Source organism: Mycobacterium sp. FW102-FHT13B02, from assembly GCF_058790275.1.
The window spans coordinates 134272-155705 of the sequence record NZ_JBYTCM010000009.1; the positions used below are offsets into that span (position 1 = coordinate 134272).

Annotated in this window: 19 protein-coding genes; 8 read left to right on the plus strand and 11 right to left on the minus strand. The window is 67.4% G+C overall.

Annotation, left to right across the window (positions count from 1 at the left end):
- Positions 1-34 precede the first annotated feature (34 nt).
- Positions 35-715 carry a TetR family transcriptional regulator gene (locus AC3WTE_RS17555; protein WP_459366342.1) on the minus strand — a complete coding sequence of 227 codons (681 nt, stop codon included), beginning with the start codon at positions 713-715 and terminating at the stop codon, positions 35-37.
- Between the two features lie 145 nt (positions 716-860).
- Between AC3WTE_RS17555 and AC3WTE_RS17560 the strand changes: the two genes are divergently transcribed.
- Positions 861-1913: a ferredoxin reductase gene (locus tag AC3WTE_RS17560; RefSeq protein ID WP_492439422.1), complete on the plus strand. Its 1053-nt coding sequence runs from the start codon at positions 861-863 to the stop codon at positions 1911-1913.
- Positions 1914-1950: 37 nt separating this feature from the next.
- Positions 1951-3096 (plus strand): fatty acid desaturase family protein, encoded by a 1146-nt coding sequence (locus AC3WTE_RS17565; RefSeq protein ID WP_492439424.1) that lies wholly within the window; start codon positions 1951-1953, stop codon positions 3094-3096.
- Here AC3WTE_RS17565 and nei2 read toward each other — a convergent pair.
- Together nei2 and AC3WTE_RS17575 are read right to left on the minus strand one after the other, a co-directional pair.
- Complete coding sequence (nei2, locus tag AC3WTE_RS17570) at positions 2998-3798, minus strand: endonuclease VIII Nei2 (protein ID WP_492439426.1); 801 nt, start codon at positions 3796-3798, stop codon at positions 2998-3000. The genes AC3WTE_RS17565 and nei2 overlap by 99 nt on opposite strands.
- On the minus strand, positions 3798-4769 hold the full coding sequence (locus tag AC3WTE_RS17575) for an NAD(P)H-dependent flavin oxidoreductase (protein ID WP_492439427.1): 972 nt from the start codon (positions 4767-4769) through the stop codon (positions 3798-3800). The genes nei2 and AC3WTE_RS17575 overlap by 1 nt, the downstream gene beginning before the upstream one ends.
- A 75-nt stretch (positions 4770-4844) precedes the next feature.
- Between AC3WTE_RS17575 and AC3WTE_RS17580 the strand changes: the two genes are divergently transcribed.
- Complete coding sequence (locus AC3WTE_RS17580) at positions 4845-5789, plus strand: MerR family transcriptional regulator (RefSeq protein ID WP_492439429.1); 945 nt, start codon at positions 4845-4847, stop codon at positions 5787-5789.
- Positions 5790-5820: 31 nt separating this feature from the next.
- On the opposite strand, the gene AC3WTE_RS17585 is transcribed toward AC3WTE_RS17580, so the two are convergent.
- From AC3WTE_RS17585 to hglS, 5 genes are all read right to left on the minus strand, one after another.
- Positions 5821-6369: a hypothetical protein gene (locus AC3WTE_RS17585; RefSeq protein WP_492439431.1), complete on the minus strand. Its 549-nt coding sequence runs from the start codon at positions 6367-6369 to the stop codon at positions 5821-5823.
- Positions 6370-6402: 33 nt separating this feature from the next.
- On the minus strand, positions 6403-10905 hold the full coding sequence (locus AC3WTE_RS17590) for an ATP-dependent helicase (protein ID WP_492439432.1): 4503 nt from the start codon (positions 10903-10905) through the stop codon (positions 6403-6405).
- Positions 10906-11137: 232 nt separating this feature from the next.
- Complete coding sequence (locus AC3WTE_RS17595) at positions 11138-11932, minus strand: SDR family oxidoreductase (RefSeq protein WP_492439434.1); 795 nt, start codon at positions 11930-11932, stop codon at positions 11138-11140.
- A 26-nt stretch (positions 11933-11958) separates the two neighbouring features.
- A complete protein-coding gene (amaB, locus tag AC3WTE_RS17600) occupies positions 11959-13500 on the minus strand; it encodes an L-piperidine-6-carboxylate dehydrogenase (protein ID WP_492439435.1) in 1542 nt (513 codons plus the stop codon).
- Complete coding sequence (gene hglS, locus AC3WTE_RS17605; protein WP_492439437.1) at positions 13497-14696, minus strand: 2-oxoadipate dioxygenase/decarboxylase; 1200 nt, start codon at positions 14694-14696, stop codon at positions 13497-13499. Before hglS ends, amaB begins: the two co-directional genes overlap by 4 nt.
- A gap of 63 nt (positions 14697-14759) precedes the next feature.
- Here hglS and AC3WTE_RS17610 point away from each other — a divergent pair, with 63 nt between their 5' ends.
- Both AC3WTE_RS17610 and lat read left to right on the plus strand, forming a co-directional pair.
- Complete coding sequence (locus tag AC3WTE_RS17610; RefSeq protein ID WP_492439439.1) at positions 14760-15215, plus strand: Lrp/AsnC family transcriptional regulator; 456 nt, start codon at positions 14760-14762, stop codon at positions 15213-15215.
- A 49-nt stretch (positions 15216-15264) separates the two neighbouring features.
- Positions 15265-16623, plus strand: coding sequence for an L-lysine 6-transaminase (gene lat / locus AC3WTE_RS17615; protein WP_492439441.1), 1359 nt, complete (start codon positions 15265-15267; stop codon positions 16621-16623).
- On the opposite strand, the gene AC3WTE_RS17620 is transcribed toward lat, so the two are convergent.
- Complete coding sequence (locus tag AC3WTE_RS17620; RefSeq protein WP_492439443.1) at positions 16609-17154, minus strand: restriction endonuclease; 546 nt, start codon at positions 17152-17154, stop codon at positions 16609-16611. The two genes, lat and AC3WTE_RS17620, sit on opposite strands and share 15 nt — an antisense overlap.
- Before the next feature lie 235 nt (positions 17155-17389).
- Between AC3WTE_RS17620 and AC3WTE_RS17625 the strand changes: the two genes are divergently transcribed.
- A complete protein-coding gene (locus tag AC3WTE_RS17625; RefSeq protein ID WP_492439445.1) occupies positions 17390-17863 on the plus strand; it encodes a hypothetical protein in 474 nt (157 codons plus the stop codon).
- Positions 17844-18206, plus strand: a complete 363-nt coding sequence (locus AC3WTE_RS17630) for a hypothetical protein (protein WP_492439447.1) — start codon at positions 17844-17846, stop codon at positions 18204-18206. The genes AC3WTE_RS17625 and AC3WTE_RS17630 overlap by 20 nt, the downstream gene beginning before the upstream one ends.
- A 75-nt stretch (positions 18207-18281) precedes the next feature.
- Here AC3WTE_RS17630 and AC3WTE_RS17635 read toward each other — a convergent pair whose 3' ends face one another.
- Positions 18282-18599 (minus strand): hypothetical protein, encoded by a 318-nt coding sequence (locus AC3WTE_RS17635; protein WP_492439448.1) that lies wholly within the window; start codon positions 18597-18599, stop codon positions 18282-18284.
- Between the two features lie 78 nt (positions 18600-18677).
- Positions 18678-20474 (minus strand): acetyl/propionyl/methylcrotonyl-CoA carboxylase subunit alpha, encoded by a 1797-nt coding sequence (locus AC3WTE_RS17640; RefSeq protein ID WP_492439450.1) that lies wholly within the window; start codon positions 20472-20474, stop codon positions 18678-18680.
- A gap of 225 nt (positions 20475-20699) precedes the next feature.
- Between AC3WTE_RS17640 and AC3WTE_RS17645 the strand changes: the two genes are divergently transcribed.
- The gene (locus tag AC3WTE_RS17645; protein WP_492439452.1) at positions 20700-21386 is read left to right on the plus strand and encodes an acyltransferase; all 687 of its coding nucleotides are present in this window, start codon (positions 20700-20702) and stop codon (positions 21384-21386) included.
- Positions 21387-21434 lie beyond the last annotated feature (48 nt).

A 21434-nucleotide genomic window follows, 5' to 3' on the forward strand; every position in this document is an offset into this window, starting at 1 on the left:
GCTGCACTGAATCCCACACTTTTTGTGCGCCGAATCAGCTGCTGTGCCACCCGGCCACACCGACCGCGATCATGCGGAGCTGCTTGCGCGCGGTTCGCTTGACGTCGTCCAGTGCCTTGGCGTCGTTCGCATCATCGATGGATTCGGCGGTGGTCATCATCGTGTTGACGAACAGGCCGGCCACGATGTTCAGGTCTTCGGCGCTCCAGGTGGTGAGCCCGGGCAGTCGGCCCAGGTCGATCGCGAGCTCCGAGGTGATCAGCCGGATTTCCGTGCGGATCGCATAGCGCAGCGCGGTGACGCCGCTGTTGCGTTCACGGCTGATGAAGCGCCAGTGCTCGGGGCGTTCGGCGACGCTGTTGAACAGGATGTCGACGGAGGACTCGATGATGCGTTTGGGGTCGAGTTGGCCGGCGCGGGCACCACGGAGCATCTCGCGCAGGGCGCGGAACGACTCATCGATCAGTACCAGGCCGAGGGCGTCCATGCTTTCGAAGTGCCGATAGAAGGCGGCGGGCACGATGCCGGCCTCACGGGTGACCTCACGCAGGCTGAGCGCGCTGAAACTGTCCTCGTCGAGCAGCTTGAGGGCGGCCGCGATGATCGCGCGGCGGGTGGCTTCCTTGCGCTCTTCGCGCGAGAGGTTGTCCTGGACGCGGGAGCTTGATGAGCGGCTGGACCTCCGGTCGCGTGAACCAGGGGTACGGCTGTTCACCGAACAAAGTTTACACAGGGTGACGAAACCGCAGATCGGTACGAATGTGTATGAGTTATGGGTACGTATGTTCACCGTGTGATCCCAGCAACAACCAGCGATTTAAGTCTTGACTCGAACGGTTGAAGTCCGTCACTGTGTACATATGTTCACCGAAACTTTGAGCCGCCGAGTACGGCGCTCCGCCCTGGTTGGAATCCTCACCGGCCCGCACGGCGTGGACCGGTACACCGAGGTTTTCGATCGCACCTGGACTGTCAACGACGCGCGCGCCAAAGTCGTCGCCGTCCGTCGGCAGACGCCGCGCAGCGTCACCCTGACCCTGCAGCCCAACGACGCCTGGCAGGGCTTCAAAGCTGGCCAGCACATCAACCTGACCGTCGAGATCGACGGCCGTCGCCGTACCCGGTGCTACTCGCCGGCCAACTCCGAGGGCAGCCCGGTGATCGAGCTGACCGTCGGCCTGCACGACGGCGGCCAGGTCTCCACCCACCTGTTCGAGCACGCGGAGCCCGGCATGGTCGTCCACCTCGACTCCGTCGGCGGCGACTTCGTCCTCCCGGCGGTTCGTCCGCGCCGCATCCTCCTGGTGTCCGGCGGCAGCGGCATCACGCCGGTGCTGTCGATGCTGCGCACCTTGCGCGAGGAGAACTTCGACGGCGAGGTCGCGTTCCTCCACTACGCCCGCAACCCCGAAGAGGCTGCCTACGCCACCGAGCTGGCCGCCACCCCGGGCGTCAAGGTGCTGCACAGCTACACCCGCTCCAACCGCGGCGACCTGAGCGGCCACTTCGGTCCCGACCACCTGGCCGCCGCCATGCCCAACCCCGACGCGGTGTTCGTCTGCGGGCCGCCCGCACTGGTCGACGCGGTCAAGGACCTGCTGCCGGGCGCCCAGTCGGAGAGCTTCGTGCCCCCGGTCATCGCCGTCCCGACCGATGCCTCCGGCGGCAACGTCGCCTTCACCGAGAGCAAGGTCGACGTGGTCGACGACGGCCGCTCCATCCTCGAGCAGGCCGAGGCCGCCGGGCTCAACCCGACCAACGGCTGCCGCATGGGCATCTGCCACACCTGCACCCGCAAGAAGATCAGCGGCCCGGTGAAGAACCTGATCACCGGCGCGGTCTCGACCGCCCCTGACGAAAACGTCCAAATCTGCGTGACCGCGCCCTGCGGCGACGTCCAGATCGACCTCTAGACCCCCACCACCAGCCCACACACAAAGGAGACGAATCATGGCTCGACGTCCCGCCCCCCTGACCCCCGAGCAGTTCGACGAGTTCGGCCGCGCGCTCGACACCATTCGTGAACGCCACCTCGCCGACCTGGGCGACCGCGACTCCGACTACATCCGCAACATCATCGCCATGCAGCGCAAGCTGGAGATCGGTGGCCGCGCCCTGCTGTTCCTGCCCCCGGCCTGGCCCGTCGGCACCGTGATGCTCGGCCTGTCGAAAATCCTGGACAACATGGAGATCGGCCACAACGTCATGCACGGCCAGTACGACTGGATGGGCGACCCGGCGTTGCGCGGCCAGAACTTCGAATGGGATTCGGCCTGCCCGTCCAACCAGTGGCGGCACTCGCACAACTACATGCACCACACCTACACCAACATCGTCGACATGGACCGCGACATCGGCTACGGCGTCCTGCGGATGAGCGAGGACCAGAAGTGGAGCCCGTACTACCTGGGCAACCCGGTGTACGCCTTCCTGCTGATGGTGTTTTTCCAGTACGGCGTCGCGCTGCACGAGTTGGAGGCCGAACGCATCCGCACCGGTGAAATCCGCCTGCGGGACAAGAAGGACATGCTGCGGGAGATGTGGGCCAAGGTCCGCAAGCAGACCGTCAAGGACTACGTGGCGTTCCCGCTGCTGGCCGGGCCGTTCCTGCCGTTCGTGTTCGCCGGCAACATGACCGCCAACCTGATGCGCAACATCTGGTCCTACACCATCATCTTCTGCGGCCACTTCCCCGAGGGCACCCACGAGTTCACCGTCGAGGAGACCAAGAGCGAGACCCGCGGGCAGTGGTACTACCGCCAGCTCCTGGGTTCGGCAAACCTGACCGGCGGCAAGTGGTTCCACATCTTCAGCGGCAACCTGTCGTTCCAGATCGAGCACCACCTGTTCCCCGACATCCCGGCGCACCGCTACGCGGAAATCTCGCCGGAGGTCAAGGCGTTGTGCGAGAAGTACGACCTGCCCTACAACAGCGGCCCGATCCACAAGCAGTTCTTCTCGGTGGTGAAGAAGATCTGCCGGCTGGCCCTGCCGGACTCATGGCTGACAAAGCCGGCACCAGAAGGTGATCCGGTCAGTGAGGTTGTTGAGGTCGCCGACGACGTCGAGGTTCTCATGCCGGTGTCGGCCGGCTGATTCGATCGGCGTCCCGCACCTGCGACACGCCTGCCCGGCCCGGCCGTACACCCAGAGTCCGCGGCCGGGCCGGGTATCACCCGTTGTGGTCCTGCTCCATCTGTTCCTGTTCAGCCACAACATGTCCCGGGCCCGCTGCGCCAGCCGCAGCGGGTCTTTCACTGTGCTGACCGGCGCCGTCGGGCGACGGCCGACGACGAAACACAACTCATTGGCGTAGACGTTGCCGACGCCCGCGAGATTGCGTTGGTCGAGCAGCGCTTCGTGTAGCGGCCTGTCGGGGTCCTGGGTGAGATTGGCTGCTGCTCTTTGTGGATCCCAGTCCGGGCCAAGGAGATCGGGGCCGAGGTGTTTGACGGGCTCCTCGTCGTGGTCTCGTCGGAGGATCTCCAGCGTGCCGAGCTCGGTGCCCACCGCTTGAATGTCCTTGGTTTCCAGGATGATTCTGGTTCGGTGATCGGGCCGTCTCGGTTTGGTGCTGACTTGCCACTTGCCCTCCATCTTGAGGTGCGAGTGGATGCTGGCCTCGGCGGTGCGGATGAACAGGTGCTTGCCGCGGCTGATCACCTCATCGACCGTCTGGCCGGTGAGGTCGACGGTCGCGAACTTCGGAACGCGAATATCGCAGCGCGTCAGCGTCTTTCCCTGCAGCGCCTCGTGGAGGATCGCTGCCGTGTGCCAGACGGTGTCGCCTTCGGGCATCAGCGGATATGGGCGTGGGCTCGGGCCAGTGCGCGTTCGGCATCATGGGCGATCTTCTGGACCAGGGGCGCGGCCAGTTCGAGCTCGTCGATCAGGTCCAGGGCCTCGCCGGCCCAGATCGGCACGTAGTCCATGTCCAGCTCGGCGACCTTGGTGCGGAACTCCCGCTGGGCCTTGGGATCCGCATCCAGCTCGGCATCGCGGTCCTGCCACTCATCGGTGAAGACGCTGCGCAATGTCCGCGCGGGATACTGTGCCGGCCAGCGCGTCTCGAGCGGCCGGGCGGCGATGTCGATGGCGCGGCCGGTAGTGGTGTCTGCCGCCTTCGCCTTGAGCATGACCTTCGATTCGGTGGCGCTGAGCAGGGACTCGTGGGTGGCCTCGAATCGGGTGCCGATCATCGCGCCCGCGGCGCCGAGGGTCAGGGCCGCGGCCAGGCCGCGCCCGTCACCGATACCGCCTGCCGCCAGCACCGGGATATCGTGTGCCACGTCGACGACTGCAGGGACGAACGGCAGCGTCGAACGGCCGCCGTGGTGACCGCCGGCCTCTCGGCCCTGCGCCACCAGCGCCTGAACCCCGGCATCGAGCGCCTGCTTGGCCTCATCGAGGCTGTGGACCTGGCACAGCAGCGGGATGTTGGCGTCATGGATGGCTTTGGCGAACGGGGCCGGGTCGCCAAAAGACAAGATGATGGCGGCCGGCTGCTGGGCGATGACCCAGTCGACGATCTCCTGATTCACCGCCCAGGTGAGCAGGCCGACCCCCCAGGGCTTTTCGGTGCCTTGCCTGGCCAACTGGCATTCGGTGGCCAGCATCGTCAGGTCACCGCGGCCGCCGCCGATCAGGCCAAGCCCGCCGCCCTCGGACACCGCGGCCGCCAGCCGGCCACCGGATACGTCACCCATCGGCGCCAAAACGATCGGGTGGTCGATGCCGAACAACTCGGTGAGCGGGGTGTGCAGGGCCATGACTTCACTGTATGACTGATTGATTTGACCTTGCCCCTGGCGGCAGTGTTTACCCTCTGTCTGAGGACATTGACCATGCAGATTTCTGAGCTGGCCCGGCGAACGGGCGCGTCGACCAAGGCCGTGCGGTACTACGAGGACCTCGGCCTGCTGGAGCCGCTGCGCCTGCCCAATGGGTACCGGGACTACTCCGAAGACGATGTGCAGATCGTCAGCGAAGTGCGTGCGCTGGCCGCCGTCGGCATCTCCCCGTCGAAGGCCCGGCCGTTCATCGATTGCCTGCGCCACGGCCACGAGCACAGTGACGAGTGTCCCGAGTCGCTGGCGGCCTATCGGGACGGCATCGCGGTTCTCGACGAGACCATCGCGGCGCTGACGCAGCGACGACAGGCCCTCACGGCGCGGCTCAACGCTGCCGCGTGCCGTGAGTTCGATAAGGAGTATGAGCAGGTGACGGACTACACGACACTTCCCGCGGGCCTTCCGGTCCCCGAAGACGACGGCGCGGCAGACCATCTGGTGGGACTGTGGGTCCCCGACATCACGCTGAAGTCGAGCGGCGGTGGCCCCGTCCGGCTAGGGAGCCTGCCGGCGGGACGGACGATTCTGTATCTGTACCCGCTCACCGGCCGTCCCGGCGCCGACATCCCCGAGGGGTGGGACGCGATTCCAGGAGCGCGTGGCTGCTCGACCGAGGCATGCGATTTCCGTGACCACTTTGCCGAGCTGAAAGACGCTGGTGTCGAGGAAGTCTGGGGCGTGTCGAGCCAGGATGTCGACTATCAGGCGGAGGTGGTGCGGCGGCTGCGATTGCCATTCCACATGCTGTCGGATGAATCGTTCGCCCTGGCTGAGGCTTTGCAGCTACCGACGTTCGCTGCCGACGGCTACCCGCGGCTCTACACACGGCTCACGCTGGTCGTCCGGGACGGCCGAATTGAGCACGTCTTCTATCCGATTTTCCCACCGAACACGCACGCGCAGCAGGTCCTCGACTGGCTGCGCGCACATCCGGCCTAGAGGCCGCCCGCGGACTCCCTGTCGGGGCGGGTCAGGGGAGCAGCGGCAGCCGCCACAGGGGCGCACCGGGTTCGAGGAACCACAGCCGCGTCGCGGTCAGACGGAGAATCCGAACTGCACCGGAGATCATGAGTACAGCCAGGGGCAGCTCGATCAACGCCGCAGTCATCAATGGCACGGTCGCGTCGTGCCCGAAGTCTGAGGTCATGACGTCGAACCAGGCGTCACACGCCAGCAGCACCCCGGTCGTGAACGCGGTGAGTAGAACCAGTTGTCGACGCAACCAGCCCAACACGGCCGTCGCTGTCATGAATGCGACCAGTAGAACGTCGAAGCCGATCCACGTCGCGGGCCAGTTGTGCGCCGTGTAGTTGTCGGGAAGTGCGAAACCGAGGTAGACGACCCACGGGATCAACACGATGCTGCTGCCGGTCATCAACGTCAGCCGGATGCGCCGCATCCTGGTGGCCATCGCCGGTGGGAACACTTCATCCCGCGGACGTTGCAGTCGCGTGATGAGGTCCTGCCGCTCGGCCGGCGTCATCGCTGCGATGTCGGCGTCGGACAAACCGATATCCATGGTCTCGATATTGCCGAACGTGAAGCCAGACGCCTAGCGGAGCCGCAGCCCCCGTGGCGTCCGCGAGAACCCGGCGTCGGTCAGCGCGGCGTGGACCTGTGCCTGCTCGGCGTCGGGTGCCGGCGCCAGCACGGGCTCCCCGTTGACCTTTTCGATCAACAACGACTGCAAGCGCCCCGCACTCACCAGGTCCGCCAGCGCGCCGGCGGCCGCACGTTGTTGTTCCGGGGTGGCGTCGAAAGACAACAGCGACTTGCCGCCGCGCTCCAGGAACCACACCAACTCGCCGTCGACCAACGCCACCAGTGCGCCCGCTTTGCGGCCGGGCCGGTGGCCCGCGACCTCGGGCCACGGCAGCGCGGCGCCGTAGGGATTGCCGGGGTCGGTGGCGGCCAAGACGATGGCGTTGTAGTCGGGGTTGCTCTGATCGACGCTGTCGAGATAATTGCGCAGCCGGTCCACCGTCGAGGCCACCGCGAACTGTGCGCCACCAAGCGATTCGATGAAATACCCGCGCTGGCAGCGGCCGGCTTCCTCGAACGCGGTCAGGACTTTGTACAACGAGGCGAATCCGCCGGGTAGGCCGTCGGCCGCGCCGCGGGTGACGACGCCGTAGCGGTTCAGCAGCAGCTCGGCCTGAAAGTGGGCGCGCACAGTCGATTCGGGTTCGGCCGCCGGCAGCGCTGACCAGCGCCCGGCGACGGTCGGGTCCACCGTGCGGGCCTGCGGCCGGGCCACGCTGTAGCGGCTGAGCCGGGGCGGGCGCTGCCGCTGCCGGTGGGCACCCCCCGGCTTTCGCCCGGCATTGCCGAGCATCGCCCGTACCGGGGCAAAGGTGTCGCCGGTAACCCAGCCGGCCCAGATCAATTCCCACAGCGCCTGTTTCGCGCCGGCGCTGTCCTCGGGGGCGTCGCTGGCTGCCAGCTGCCGGAAGAAGTAGGCACCGCCGTTGGCCAAGGTATCCAGCAGCTCGCGGTGCGTGTCGGTGAACTCGATCTCGGTGCCCGGCGCCAGCGACAGCGGCGCGGTGTCGGCCCGGTGGAACACGATCCAGCCGTCGTTTCCGCCGATCTGGCCGGCCCCCGACCAGGTGACTTCACCCGAGGCCAGCAGTTCGTCGAGCATGGCTGGTTGGTAGTCCGACACCCGTTGGCCGAAGACGAGCGGTTCGACCGCAGACGCCGGAATCGGCACGCCGGCAAGTTGTTCGATGACCGATGCCAGCCCGTCGATGCCGTGGGCGTCGCCGAACTGCTGCCACGCGGGCAGGAAGCGGGCGTACGCGGTGGTGCTGACGGGTTCGATCTGGGCCCGCAGCGCGGCCAGTGACCGGCGGCGCAGAATCTTCAGAACCGTTGCGTCACACCACTGTTGGTCGACGCTGTCGGGAATGTCGGTGAACTCGCCACGGATGAGCTTGCCGTCCAACACCATCCGGCTGAGGGCGTCAGCGGTCACGCGATGTCCCAGGCCGAACCGGGCGGCCGCCTGGATGGTAGTGAACGGCCCGTTGGTCCTGGCGTAACGGCCGAGCAGTTCGCCCAGCGGGTCGGACACCGTCGCGGTGAAACTGGCCGGCACGCCGACGGGTACTGCGACGCCGAGGCCGTCGCGCAGCAGCCCCATGTCCTCGACCGCGGCCCACCAGCTTTGCCCTGCGAATGTCACCGAGACCGCGCGTTTGGCGGCTTGCAGGGTGGCGCACCACGCCTCGACATCGCTTGCGGTGCAACGCTGCCGCAGTTCCTCGGTGCTCAGGGGTCCGAGTAGTCGCAGGAGGTCGGCGATGCCCTCGGCGTCGCGGGCGGCCCGGTCCTCGGTCAGGTGTTGCAGCTGGCGACTGGTCGAGGCCACCACGTCGGGATCGAGTAGTTCGCGCAGTTCGACCCGGCCCAGCAGCTCGGCGAGCAGGGTGGCGTCCAACGACAATGCGGCAGCGCGCCGTTCCGCCAGCGGGCTGTCGCCCTCGTACATGAATGCGCCGACGTAGCCGAACAGCAACGATGCGGCGAAGGGTGACGGCGTGGCGGTCTGCACGTCGAGAACCCGGATCCGTCGTTGCGCGACGCGCCGCATCAACTCGGTGAGCATCGGGACGTCGTAGACGTCCTGCAGGCACTCCCGCACGGTCTCCAGCACGATCGGGAAATCCGGGTACTTACGGGCGATGTCCAGCAGCTGGGCGGCTCGCTGCCGCTGGTGCCACAACGGCGACCGCTTACCGGGGTGGCGCCGCGGCAACAGCAGCGCCCGTGCCGCACATTCGCGGAAGCGCGACGCGAACAGCGCCGACCCGCCGACCTCGGCCGTCACGATGGTCTCGATCTCGTCGGCATCGAAGACGAAAATGTCTGCACCGGGCGGGTTTTCACCGGTGTCGGGCAGCCGCAGCACCATGCCGTCGTCGGATGCCGTCGGCTTCTCGTCGATGCCGTAGCGCTCCATGATCCGCCGACCCACAGCCAGCGCCAGCGGTCCGTGTACCCGCAGCCCGTAGGGGGAGTGCAAGATGATTCGCCAGTCGCCGAGCTCGTCGCGGAACCGTTCCACCACGAAGGTGGTGTCGGTTGGCACCGTGCCGGTGGCCTGCCGCTGCTCGTCCAGCAGCTGCCACAGGTTGTCGGTGGCGTAGGCGTTGAAACCCATTGTGCTGCAATACTCTTCGAATTCGGTGCGAGACAGTCCGGCGAGCTTTCCGGTGAAGGCGCCGATGGCCGCACCCAGTTCGGCGGGACGACCGACCGCGTCGCCCCGCCAGAACGGCAACCGGGCGGGCTGGCCCGGAGCGGGCAGGACCAACACGCGATCATGGGTGATCTCGGTGATCCGCCAGCTGGTGGCGCCCAGGGAGATGACGTCGCCGGGACGCGACTCGTACACCATCTCCTCGTCGAGTTCGCCTACCCGCGAAGGCTTTTCGTCACCGGTGGCCAGATAGACGGTGAACATGCCGCGGTCCGGGATGGCACCGCCGGAGGTCACGGCCAGTCGTTGCGCGCCGGGCCGGGCGGTCAGGGTTCCGGTGTCGCGGTCATAGACCAGCCGCGGCCGCAACTCGGCGAATTCGGTGGACGGGTACTTGCCGGCCAGCAGGTCCAGCGTCGCTTCGAACGCACTGCGCGGCAGCGCGGCGAACGGCGCGCTGCGCCGGACGGCGTCGAACCAACGGTCGGCATCGAGCGGCTCGAGAGCGGCGGCGGCGACGGTGTGCTGGGCCAGCACGTCGAGCGGGTTGGCCGGTACCTGCAGGGTTTCGATCTCGCCGGCGCGCATGCGCTGCACCGTGACGGCACAGTCGATGAGGTCGGTGCGGTGTTTGGGCAGCAGCACACCCTCGGAGATCTCGCCGACCTGGTGGCCGGCGCGGCCGATGCGCTGCAGGCCGCTGGCGACCGACGGCGGCGCCTCGACCTGGATGACCAGATCGACGGCGCCCATGTCGATGCCGAGTTCCAGGCTGGACGTGGCGACCACGGCTTTGAGCCGTCCGCTCTTGAGGTCGTCTTCGACCTGGGCGCGGGCCTCTTTGCTGACCGAGCCATGATGAGCCTTGGCGAGCAGGCTCGGCGCGCCGAACGTCTGGCCACTGCCCATGAGATTCGCCGGCGCGCCGCCGCCGACCTGCGGGTTGCGCTCGCCCGGCAACTCGATGCCGGACCGGGCGGCGTGAATCTCGTTGAGCCGGGCCGTGAGTCGTTCGGCGAGCCGCCGGGAATTGGCGAACACCAGCGACGAATTGTGCGATTCGATCAGGTCGACGATGCGTTCCTCGACATCGGGCCAGATGGTGCCGCCGTCGAGATTGGTCATGTCTGGCACCGGTACCTCGACGCTCAGGTCGAAGGTTTTGGTGGCCGGTGGTTTGACGATGGTGGTGGGGGCGGCCCCGGACAGGAAGCGGGCCACCTCTTCGGGTGGTTTGACGGTCGCGGACAGGCCGATGCGTTGCGCCGGCTTGTCGAGCAACTGATCGAGACGTTCCAGTGAAAGCGCCAGGTGCGCACCGCGTTTGGTGGCCGCGACCGCGTGCACCTCGTCGACGATCACGGTCCGCACCGTCGCGAGCGTCTCCCGGGCGGCCGATGTCAACATGAGGAACAGCGACTCGGGTGTGGTGATCAGGATGTCCGGCGGCGTGGCGATCAATTGACGGCGCTGTGCCGGTGACGTGTCACCCGACCGCACTCCGACGGTGATCTTGGGCGCCGCCTCACCCCGGCGTTCGGCCACCCGCGTGATGCCGGTCAGTGGCGTGGACAGGTTGCGCTCGACGTCGACCGCGAGGGCCTTCAGCGGTGAGACGTAGAGGACTTTTGTGCCCTTGGTGCCGTTGGTGTTGGCGGGCTCCTGGGCCAGCTGGTCGATGGCCCAGAGGAACGCCGCCAGCGTCTTGCCGGACCCCGTGGGGGCGATGACCAGTGTGTTGTGCCCGTCGGCAATGGCCTGCCAGGCCTGCGCCTGAGCCGGGGTGGGGGTGCTGAAGGCAGCCGCGAACCACTCCCGGGTCAGGTCACTGAACCTGTCGAGTGAATTCACGTGTCCATACTGCCCGGTGGGTCCGACATTGACGCGCCGCGCCGGCTGCCTGTGGCTCGCGTCGAGTCACAGGAGCCACTGTGGTCACCGGGCTGGGCGCGAGCGTAACGCCAGGGCGGCATCGGGGCAGTTTTTCCGCCGTGACGTTACGTTGGCGGCGGGTCCGCTGACCGACCCGAAGTTGTCCCACGGTTGGGGGTTTGGGGAGCGGGCTGAGCCGGTGGGCGCCACATCACTGGTTGAGGGTGCGTTGATACCGCCGCATGCCGGCGATCCAGCGGTCGTAGTCGGCGCCCTTCTGCCGGTACATCTCCAGAACCTCGGGATGGGGCAGTACCAGGAACGTGCCGTCCTCGATGGCCTGGGCCACGAGCGCGGCGACCTCGTCCGGCCCGACCACGTTGCCCGCGTGCGTCACGGCGTTGCCGGCGACCCGGATCGCGGCGTCGGGGGAGTCGGTCATGCCGCGGAGCAGGGGTGTGTCCACGCCCATCGGGCAGACACAGCTGACGCCGATGCCGTTGTCGCCGTAGGTGATGGTGAGCCATTCCGCGAAGCCGACGGCGGCGTGCTTGGTGACGCTGTACCCGGCCGCACCGAGTTGGGTGAGCAGGCCGGCCGCCGAGGCGACGGCGACGAAGTGCCCGGCACCGCGCTCGAGCCAGTCGGGCACAAGAGCTTTGGCGGCACGGAGGTGCGCGCGCAGGTTGATGTCGATGATGCGATCCCACGCGGCTTCGTCGTCGCCGAGTCCGGGCTCCCCGGTGATGCCGGCGTTCGCCACGTAGATGTCCACCGGCCCGTACGCCTCCCGGGCGGCGTCGAGCAGCGTCGCGATGCCATCGACCGACGAGGCGTCGGCACCGACGCCGATTCCGCCGAAGCCCGCGGCCGTCTTCGCGGCGGCTTCAGCGTTGATGTCACCGGCGACGACCGATGCACCGCCGGCGGCCAACGCCGTCGCAATGGATCTGCCGATACCCGAACCCGCTCCGGTGACGACCGCCACCGCACCTTCGATCTTCACGGGCTCATGTCTACCGCATCACGGGCTCAACCGAACTGGACTCCTTGCGCCAACGGCAGATCGGACGAGTAGTTGACGGTGTTGGTGGCACGCCGCATGTAAGCCTTCCAGGAATCGGAGCCCGATTCGCGCCCGCCACCCGTCTGCTTCTCGCCGCCGAACGCGCCGCCGATCTCCGCGCCGGAGGTACCGATGTTGACGTTGGCGATGCCGCAGTCCGACCCGTCGGCGGCCATGAAGCGTTCGGCCTCCCGGATGTCGGTGGTGAAGATCGCCGACGAAAGCCCCTGCGGCACGGCATTGTTGAGGGCGATGGCCTCGTCGAGGGTGTCGTAGGTCAGCACGTACAGGATCGGCGCGAACGTCTCCTGGTGCACGATGGCCGTCTGCCCGGGCATCCGCACGACCGCCGGTGTGACGTAGTACGAGCTGGGGTGCAGCTGCACGCGCTCGCCGCCGGTGACCTCGCCGCCTTCGGCGCGGGCCTGTTCCAGCGCGCCCACCATGTCGCGGTAGGACCGCTCGTGGATCAGCGGGCCGATCAGGGTCCCCTCGGCGGCGGGATCGCCCACCGGCAGGCTCTGGTAGGCGGTGACGATGCGCTGCACCAACGTATCGACCACGCTGCGGTGCGAGATGACGCGGCGCAGCGTCGTGCAGCGCTGCCCGGCGGTGCCGGCGGCGGCGAACACGATGCCGCGCACCGCGAGATCGAGATCGGCCGACGGGGTGACGACGGTGGCGTTGTTGCCGCCGAGCTCCAGCAGCACCTTGCCGAACCGCTGGGCCACGCGCGGGCCGATCTGCCGGCCCATCCGGACCGATCCGGTCGCGCTCACCAGCGCCACGCGCGGATCGTCGACCAGCTGCTCGCCGATCTCGCGGCCGCCCAGCACCAGGCGACCGACATGCTCGGACGCACCGACATCTGAAGCGGCGCGCTCCAGCAGCGCCTGGCAGGCGACGGCGGTCAGCGGGGTGAGCTCGGAGGGCTTCCACACCACGGTGTCGCCACACACCAACGCGATGGCGGTGTTCCAGGCCCAGACGGCGACGGGGAAGTTGAACGCCGTGATGACGCCGACCACCCCGAGCGGATGCCAGGTCTCCATGAGCCGGTGCCCGGGCCGCTCGGATGCGATGGTGCGTCCGTACAGCTGCCGGGAGAGGCCGACGGCGAACTGGCAGATGTCGATCATCTCCTGCACCTCGCCGAGTGCCTCGGAGGTGATCTTGCCGGCCTCGATGGTCACCAGCGTGCCGAGATCGGCCTTGTGCTCGACGAGCAGCTCACCCAGCCGGGCCACGAGCGCACCGCGCACGGGGGCCGGGGTGGTGCGCCAGGTGGAAAACGCCTGCGCCGCCTCGGCGATCGCGACATCTGCCTCGTCGGTAGTGGTCTCGGGAAGTGTGAAGAGGACCTCGCCGGTGATCGGGGTGCTGGCGTGCAGGCCGTGGGCGCCGGGCTCGCCCAGCGTGACGTGGGCACCGACGGCCTGCAGCGCGGTACGCACGCGGTCGCGGAGCTGGTCGGCGGTGGGCAAGAGATGATTCTGCACAGAGGTCATGATGCCGCTTTCTCGTAGAGGTCGTAAGGGTCATGGATGTGATGGCCGATGACACCGGCCATCCAGTCGAGGCTGTAGTCGGAGCGGTCGTCGGTGGCTTCGAGTTGTGCATCCCGGTCCAGGTTCGACCGGAAGATGCCGGCCGCGGACGCCGGGAGGAAATCCTCGTAGACAACGGGTTTCGTGGGGTCGCCGCCGCGATAGTAGGCCAGGCCCTGTGCGGCCATCTCGGTGTCGGTGGCGGGGAAGTACCGATCCCAGTGCTGCTGGTCGGCCATCGCGGCGTCGTAGCGTTCCCGGCCCGCCGGGGTCGACGCCACTCCGCGCGCCTCGACCTCGCCGAAGCGCACCCGCAGGCTCCCGCCGGACACACTGCCGTCCGGGTTGCGGAAGGTACGTGGTTCGGCCAGGGCCCGGAACGAGGTCTGCCGTAACAGGACCGGCGGTCCGTCGGTACGGGGCGGGCCTTGGATGGCATCGATCATGGTGATGCCGCGGGCCGTCATTCGCCGGTACAGCTCGTCGATGTCGAGCACGCGAGGGGTCAGGTGATTGATGTGGGTGGTGCTGACGCCGGCGATATCCGCGGCGACGGCGGAGACGGCGCTGAGCTCGTCGTACCAGGCCTTGTCGATCGGACTGCGCGACAACGCGAACGCCGCGACGGCGCGCCGCACGAACTCGTCGGCATCGGCTGCCGGGCAGCCGTCGGCGGCGATCCGGCGGGCCTGGGCGAGCAATGCCGGGTCGAACAGTTGGCGCCGCCCGACGAAGTGTTGCACCCGAGTGCGCAGGTCGGGGGAGAAGAAGCGGGCGTCCTCGGTGGCCAGCATCGAGGTGAAAATGCGAAACGGGTTGCGGTCCAGCTCTTCTGCCTCGATCGGGCGGAAGGCGGTGGAGACCACGGGGACTGGTGAGGCGGCTTCGCGCAGGTCGTAGAACCCGACCGGGTGCATGCCGAAGGCCGCGAAAAGGCTTGCGACGTCGGCGAGTTCGGCTGGGCTGCCGACCCTGATGGCGCCGTGCCGTTCGGCGGTGACCCGGTCGATGGATCCGAGCCGGCCATCGGTGGCGCAGTCGCGGTTCACGGCCGTACTGACGTCCACGAGTGTGGTGTAGGCCGGTACCTCGGCGCCGTACATCTGGGACAGGGCGGCGGCGAACGCGGCGCGCAGCTCCCACGTCGGGACCGTCACTGTGCTGACCCCCGAGTCGCTCCGCTCCTGCCCGCCGATAGGCCCTGGGGGTAGTCTCCGGCCATGGCCGAAGCGCTTGACGATGTCGATCGAATCCTGGTGCGGGAGCTCATAGCCGACGGCCGGGCGACGCTGGCGCACCTGGCGACGGCGGCAGGGTTGTCGGTGTCGGCAGTGCAATCGCGGGTGCGCCGACTGGAATCCCGCGGCGTCATCACCGGATACACCGCACGGATCAGCCCCGAGGCCGTCGGCCACATGCTGTCGGCGTTCGTTGCGATCACCCCGCTCGATCCTTCCCAACCTGATGATGCCCCGGCGCGGCTGCAGCACTTCCCCGAAATCGAGTCCTGCCACTCGGTGGCCGGCGACGAAAGCTACGTCCTGCTGGTGCGCGTTGCCTCGGCGCGGGCGCTGGAAGGCCTGCTGCAGCGGATCCGGACCATTGCCAACGTACGCACGCGAAGCACCATCATCTTACAGACTTTTTACGATGATCAGGTCTCGTTACCGGAATAGTTCCTGTTGTACGCCATGTGGACTGTAAATATTGCGTTAGAATGGCGGTATGACCGCTGTTCTGACTTCTGGCGACGGCCTCTCGGCGGGTAATGCCCGCGACGTCCGTGACGTACTGGGGCGCAGCATCCTGACCGACGGGTTGGATCTGGTTCTCGACCTGGACCGGTCCGCGGGGTCGTATCTCGTCGACGCCCGCGACGGTAGCCGGTACCTGGACATGTTCACGTTCTTCGCGTCCTCGGCATTGGGGATGAACCACCCGGCGCTGACCGAGCCGGCATTCCGCGCCGAACTCGCGCAGGCGGCGGTGAACAAGCCGAGCAACTCCGACGTCTACACCGTGCCGATGGCGCGCTTCGTTCAGACGTTCGCGCGCGTGCTGGGTGACCCGGCGCTGCCGCACCTGTTCTTCGTCGACGGCGGCGCGCTGGCCGTGGAGAACGCGCTGAAGGTGGCATTCGACTGGAAGAGCCGCCTGAATGAGTCCCGTGGCATCGACCCGGCGCTGGGCACCCGGGTGCTGCATCTGCGCGGCGCCTTCCATGGCCGCAGCGGCTACACCATGTCGCTGACCAACACGGACCCGGGCAAGGTTGCCCGATTCCCGAAATTCGACTGGCCACGGATCGACGCTCCGGTGGTGGCGCCCGGTGTGGATATCGTTGCGCTGGAACGTGAATCGCTACGCCAAGCGCGGGCGGCGTTCGAGGCGCATCCGCACGACATCGCCTGTTTCATCGCCGAGCCCATCCAGGGTGAAGGCGGGGACCGGCACATGCGGCCCGAGTTCTTCGCCGCGATGCGGGATTTGTGTCTCGAGTACGACGCGCTGCTGATCTTCGACGAAGTGCAGACCGGCGTCGGCATGACCGGGACCCCATGGGCCTACCAGCAATTGGGGGTGACGCCCGACGTGGTGGCCTTCGGGAAGAAGGCCCAGGTGTGCGGGGTGATGGCGGGTGGCCGCGCACGCGAGGAGCGATTCGGGACCAGGGTTGACGAAGTCCCCGACAACGTCTTCCACGTCAGCTCACGGATCAACTCCACCTGGGGTGGCAACCTCACCGACATGGTGCGGTCGCGGCGCATCCTCGAGGTCATCGAAGCTGATGGGCTGATCGACAACGCCGTGCGGATGGGCTGGTACCTGGTGGGCCAGTTACGTTGTCTGGCAAGCGAATTTCCGGCGCTGGTACTCGACCCGCGCGGGCGCGGGCTGATGTGTGCGTTCAGCATGCCGTCGGGTGCGCAGCGGGACGAGGTGCTCCGGCGGCTCTGGCAGCGCCGCGTCATCCTCCTGGCCAGCGGCGTGGACTCCGTGCGGTTCCGGCCGGCGCTGACGGTGTCGCGGACCGAGATCGACGAAGCCGTGCAGGCGGTACGGGACGTGCTAACGACGCTCTAGTACGTGCTGGCGGATCAATCCGCGCAGTCGGGTCAGCTCGCTGCCGCTGACCAGCGTGCAGTCGTGCAACTCGGCCAATTTCCGTGCGGCCGCGGTGAAGTCGTTGTTGGTGACCACCATGGTGTGGGTGCAGTCCTGCATGGGAGCGCCGGCGACCACTTCCTGCACGGCGCCCGGGCCGACGGGCCGGGACAGCCTTTTGCATTGAATGGCAAGCCGATTCGGCCGGGTACCGACGATCAGGTCGACACCCCAGTCCCCGGACAGTTCGGTCATGATGACCGGGACACCACAGGACCGGGCGATCCGGGCGACGTAGTCCTCGAACTCCGTGCCGGACATGTCGTGGACGGGGTCCTCGCGGCGGCTGGGCGTACGCATCCCGGTGACCACGTGCGGGACGGCCGCGAGCAGTAAGGGCACGCCGACGGCCACGGCGAGCGCCGATTGCCACGTCCAGCCGTGCAGATACGCGGCGCCGCCGGCGAGCAGCCCTGCCGCGGCCAAGAGTTTCATCTGCACGCCAGGCATCGTAGGGCCAGCCTCTGACAGGTCTTTACAGGATGCCGACGAGCTACTACCTTCCGTAGTAGAGGTGATCCTGATGACTGGTGAATCCAGGAATTGGCAACAAATCTTCGATTGGGCCGCAGGGTTTTTGGCGGTGGCGCTCCTCCTGCACGGCGCTGACCACCTGCGACGGGGAATGAACGTCATCCCGCCGGCGGTGATGATCGGTGGCACGCTGCAGCTGATTCTCGCGGCTGTGACCATCGCGCTGGTGTTCAGGCGGAACAGGTGGGCACCGCTCGCGGCCGTCGGGATCGGGTTCGCGGGTGCGGTGGGGTTCACCGCGGCGCACCTGATTCCGAAGTGGGGTTTCTTCAGCGACAGCTTCATCAATGCGCCGCCGTGGGCGCGGGTGACGGCGTTCTCGTGGGTGACCGCGATATTGGAGATCGCCGCCAATCTGATATTCGGTGCGATCGGGCTGATGATCCTGAAGGAGGGCGCGCCGTACAGAGTGCAATCTGAGGGTTGCCGAGCTGGCGCGGCCGGTTGGCCGAGTCGGTCAGGTGGCGCTCAGCGCAGTGGGCAACCGGATGGAAATCATTGGCCGACAATGGGATCGGCGACTGGCTGCGATCAAGCGGATCGCCGAGGACGAAGTGGCGCCCTGGCATCGACCAGGCGCATACTGGGGTTTGGCGGTGATAACGATGCTCAGCCCCACAACTGATCGGTTCCGCGACGACGACCCCCACGTGCATGAGGCCGCGCGATTCGGCTTGGTGATGGGCAGCCTCGGCGTCGGGTTCATGGTGCTGGCCGCCGTCTGGGTCCGGCACTGCCACGGGTTTGATACGACGGCGTGCGCCTGGGTGTATTCACAGCCGTACCGCACCGTGCTGGCGCTGGCCGGCCCGCTGTTCCTGTTCGGCAGCGGGGTGTGGGCTTTTGTGCGGACCTATCGCGCCTGGCGCAATGACCAGGTCTGGTGGGCCTGGCAGGGGGCCGGCTGGTTCCTGCTGCTACTGATGTCCATCGTCCTGACGATGAGCCTGCCGGTGCTGCTGTTTTGAGTTCGTTCGAACGTGAACACGATGGCGAAAAGTCCGCGACAACTCGCGATCAACTTCACGTTCGGCCGGGAGTGGTCAGTCGAGCATCGCGGCGGCGAAGCGGCGCACGGACTCGACTCCGGTCGCGGCGGCTTCGTCGAATCCGGTCCGGGTCCGCACGATGATCTCGCGCGTGGCGGGGTCCAGCGTGATCTCGGCGAGCAGTTCACCCGTCGTCGGCTCGCACACCGCCCACGAATACAGCGTGTCGGATTCCCATTGCGCGGCACGGGTTTCCACGTGGTCGGGGGAGTGCTCACCCAAGTCGGCGAGCGACGGCCGGTCGTCCATCCGGTCGTCGGCGCGCAAGGCACGCAGATACCAGGCACCGGCGTTGATCTCGATGGCTTCCACGGCACTCCTCCTCGAAGACAACTCAGGGCTGCGATCCGTGATGGATCACAGCCCTGAGTCAAAACCAGCAGACTAAAACTAGTCCTTCAGCTCGGCGATGACGGTGCCCTGCGTGATGGCGGCGCCGGCCTCGACCGACAGGCCCGTCACGGTGCCGTCCTTGTGCGCGGTCACCGGGTTCTCCATCTTCATGGCCTCGAGCACCACGATCAGGTCACCCGCGGAGACCTGCTGGCCCTCCTCGACGGCGACCTTCACGACGGTGCCCTGCATCGGCGCGGTGACGGAGTCACCCGAGGCGGCCTTGCCGCCGGCGGCGCCACGCTTGCGCGGCTTCGGCTTCTTCTTGATGGCACCGGTGGCTGCGCCACCGCCGCCGCCGATGGCCAGATCGCCGGGCAGCGACACCTCGACGCGACGGCCACCGACCTCGACGACGACCTTCTGGCGCGGCGCGGCCTCTTCGTCGTCCAGCGCCTCACCACCGGTGAACGGCTCGACCGTGTTGTTCCACTCGGTCTCGATCCAGCGGGTATGCACGTCGAACTTCTCGCCGTCACCGATGAAGGCGGGGTCGGCGACCACGGCGCGGTGGAACGGGATGACCGTGGCCAGGCCCTCGACGTTGAACTCCGCCAGCGCCCGGCGCGAGCGGGCCAGGGCCTCGTCGCGGGTGGCGCCGGTGACGATCAGCTTGGCCAGCATCGAGTCGAACTGACCGCCGATGACCGATCCGCTCTCCACGCCCGAGTCCATGCGGACACCGGGGCCGGTCGGGGCCTCGAACTTCGATACGGGGCCGGGGGCCGGCAGGAAGCCGCGACCGGCGTCCTCGCCGTTGATCCGGAACTCGAACGAGTGGCCACGCGGAGTGGGGTCCTCGGTGATGTCCAGGGCGTCGCCGTTGGCGATCTTGAACTGCTGGAGCACCAGGTCGATGCCCGAGGTCTCCTCGGTGACCGGGTGTTCCACCTGCAGACGGGTGTTGACCTCGAGGAAGCTGATCAGGCCGTCCTGGCCGACCAGGTATTCGACGGTGCCCGCACCGTAGTAACCGGCTTCCTTGCAGATGCGCTTGGCGGACTCGTGGATTTCCTTGCGCTGCGCGTCGGTCAGGAAGGGGGCCGGGGCCTCCTCGACCAGCTTCTGGAAGCGGCGCTGCAGCGAGCAGTCGCGGGTACCGGCGACGACAACGTTGCCGTGGGTGTCGGCGATGACCTGAGCCTCGACGTGGCGCGGCTTGTCCAGGTAGCGCTCGACGAAGCACTCGCCGCGGCCGAAGGCGGCGACGGCCTCACGGGTGGCCGAGTCGAACAGCTCGGGGATCTCTTCGATGGTGCGGGCGACCTTCATGCCACGGCCACCACCGCCGAAGGCGGCCTTGATGGCGATGGGCAGGCCGAACTCCTTGGCGAAGGCCAGGATTTCGTCGGCATCCTTGACCGGGTCCGGGGTACCCGGCACCAGCGGCGCGTTGGCCTTGGCGGCGATGTGGCGCGCGGTGACCTTGTCGCCGAGGTCGCGGATGGACTGCGGGCTGGGCCCGATCCAGATCAGACCGGCGTCGATGACGGCCTGGGCGAAGTCCGCGTTCTCGGACAGGAAGCCGTAACCCGGGTGGATCGCGTTGGCGCCCGACTTGGCAGCGGCGTCCAGGATCTTGTCGAAGACGAGGTAGGACTCGGCCGAGGTCTGGCCGCCCAGGGCGAAGGCCTCATCGGCAAGCCGCACGTGCGGCGCATCGGCGTCCGGCTCGGCGTAGACGGCGACGCTGGCCAGTCCGGCGTCCTTGGCAGCCCGGATGACCCGGACGGCAATCTCTCCACGGTTGGCGACTAGCACCTTGGAGATCTTGGAACTGGCGTGGTTGGCCACAGTGCCTCCTGACGGCGGTTCTCTAAGAAATGTCTTTAAGAATGTATCGGGTGCAGTGTAAGGCCTAACCGGCGGCTCCCCACTTCGGGATACGCGTGCGCCGAGACGTTTTCTTAGAGATTGCCCAAGAGACCCGCTTGACCCGCGCTTTCTCACCGAACATCTGCTTGGGTGATACTGGTGGCGCACCGGTCCCGCCAGGGATCCGCGAGTTAGGGGACACCGTTGTTCGTCGAGCCGCAGGCATCAGACCCGGAATTGATCGCACGCAAGCGGGCGGTCAACCCGAACGTGCGCATCCCACCGAAGATGCAGTGGGTGACCGACGAGGACGGCAACATCCTCAAGCACGAGCTGCCCGGGGAGACCCTGTGGCACCGGATCCGGGACACCTACGCCGCGCTGTTCTACAGCTCGGTCGTCACCCACATCCCGTTTCACTTCATCCGGCTCGGCTACCTCAGGCTGTTCGGCGCCAAGATCGGCAAGGGCAGCGCGATCAACCGCGGCACCAGCGTCTGGTCCATTCCCTACCTGGTGATCGGTGACCGCGTCTCGATCGGCTTCCGGTGTGTCCTGGACGCGCGGGCGGGCATCGCGATCGGCAACGACGTCGTCATCGCCAGCGACACGCACATCATCGCCGGCGGGCACGACATCAACCACCCGAACTTCGTGCCGGCACCGAATCCACCGGACCCCATCGTGATCGACGACCACGTGTGGATCGCGACCCGCGCGATCGTCCTGCCATCGCTGCTCGGCCGCGGCGCCGTCGTCGCCGCGCACACCGTCGTCAATAAGGAAGTGCCGCCGTTCGGCATCGTCGGCGGCGTACCCGGCAAGATCATCGGTCAACGCAACCCGGACGCCCTGCACTACAGCGGCAAGTTCAAGCTGCCGTTCTTCTGAGCCGTACCCGGGTTACGCAGCGTCGCGTAGGCGGTATCTAATTTGCCG

Coding starts and splice junctions, on each gene's coding strand:
- AC3WTE_RS17560 (WP_492439422.1), top strand. CDS start 861: ATGTTCACCGAAACTTTGAGCCGCCGAGTACGGCGCTCCGCCCTGGTT.
- AC3WTE_RS17565 (WP_492439424.1), top strand. CDS start 1,951: ATGGCTCGACGTCCCGCCCCCCTGACCCCCGAGCAGTTCGACGAGTTC.
- nei2 (WP_492439426.1), bottom strand. CDS start 3,798: ATGCCCGAAGGCGACACCGTCTGGCACACGGCAGCGATCCTCCACGAG.
- AC3WTE_RS17575 (WP_492439427.1), bottom strand. CDS start 4,769: ATGGCCCTGCACACCCCGCTCACCGAGTTGTTCGGCATCGACCACCCG.
- AC3WTE_RS17580 (WP_492439429.1), top strand. CDS start 4,845: ATGCAGATTTCTGAGCTGGCCCGGCGAACGGGCGCGTCGACCAAGGCC.
- AC3WTE_RS17585 (WP_492439431.1), bottom strand. CDS start 6,369: ATGGATATCGGTTTGTCCGACGCCGACATCGCAGCGATGACGCCGGCC.
- amaB (WP_492439435.1), bottom strand. CDS start 13,500: ATGACCTCTGTGCAGAATCATCTCTTGCCCACCGCCGACCAGCTCCGC.
- AC3WTE_RS17610 (WP_492439439.1), top strand. CDS start 14,760: ATGGCCGAAGCGCTTGACGATGTCGATCGAATCCTGGTGCGGGAGCTC.
- lat (WP_492439441.1), top strand. CDS start 15,265: ATGACCGCTGTTCTGACTTCTGGCGACGGCCTCTCGGCGGGTAATGCC.
- AC3WTE_RS17620 (WP_492439443.1), bottom strand. CDS start 17,154: ATGCCTGGCGTGCAGATGAAACTCTTGGCCGCGGCAGGGCTGCTCGCC.
- AC3WTE_RS17630 (WP_492439447.1), top strand. CDS start 17,844: ATGCTCAGCCCCACAACTGATCGGTTCCGCGACGACGACCCCCACGTG.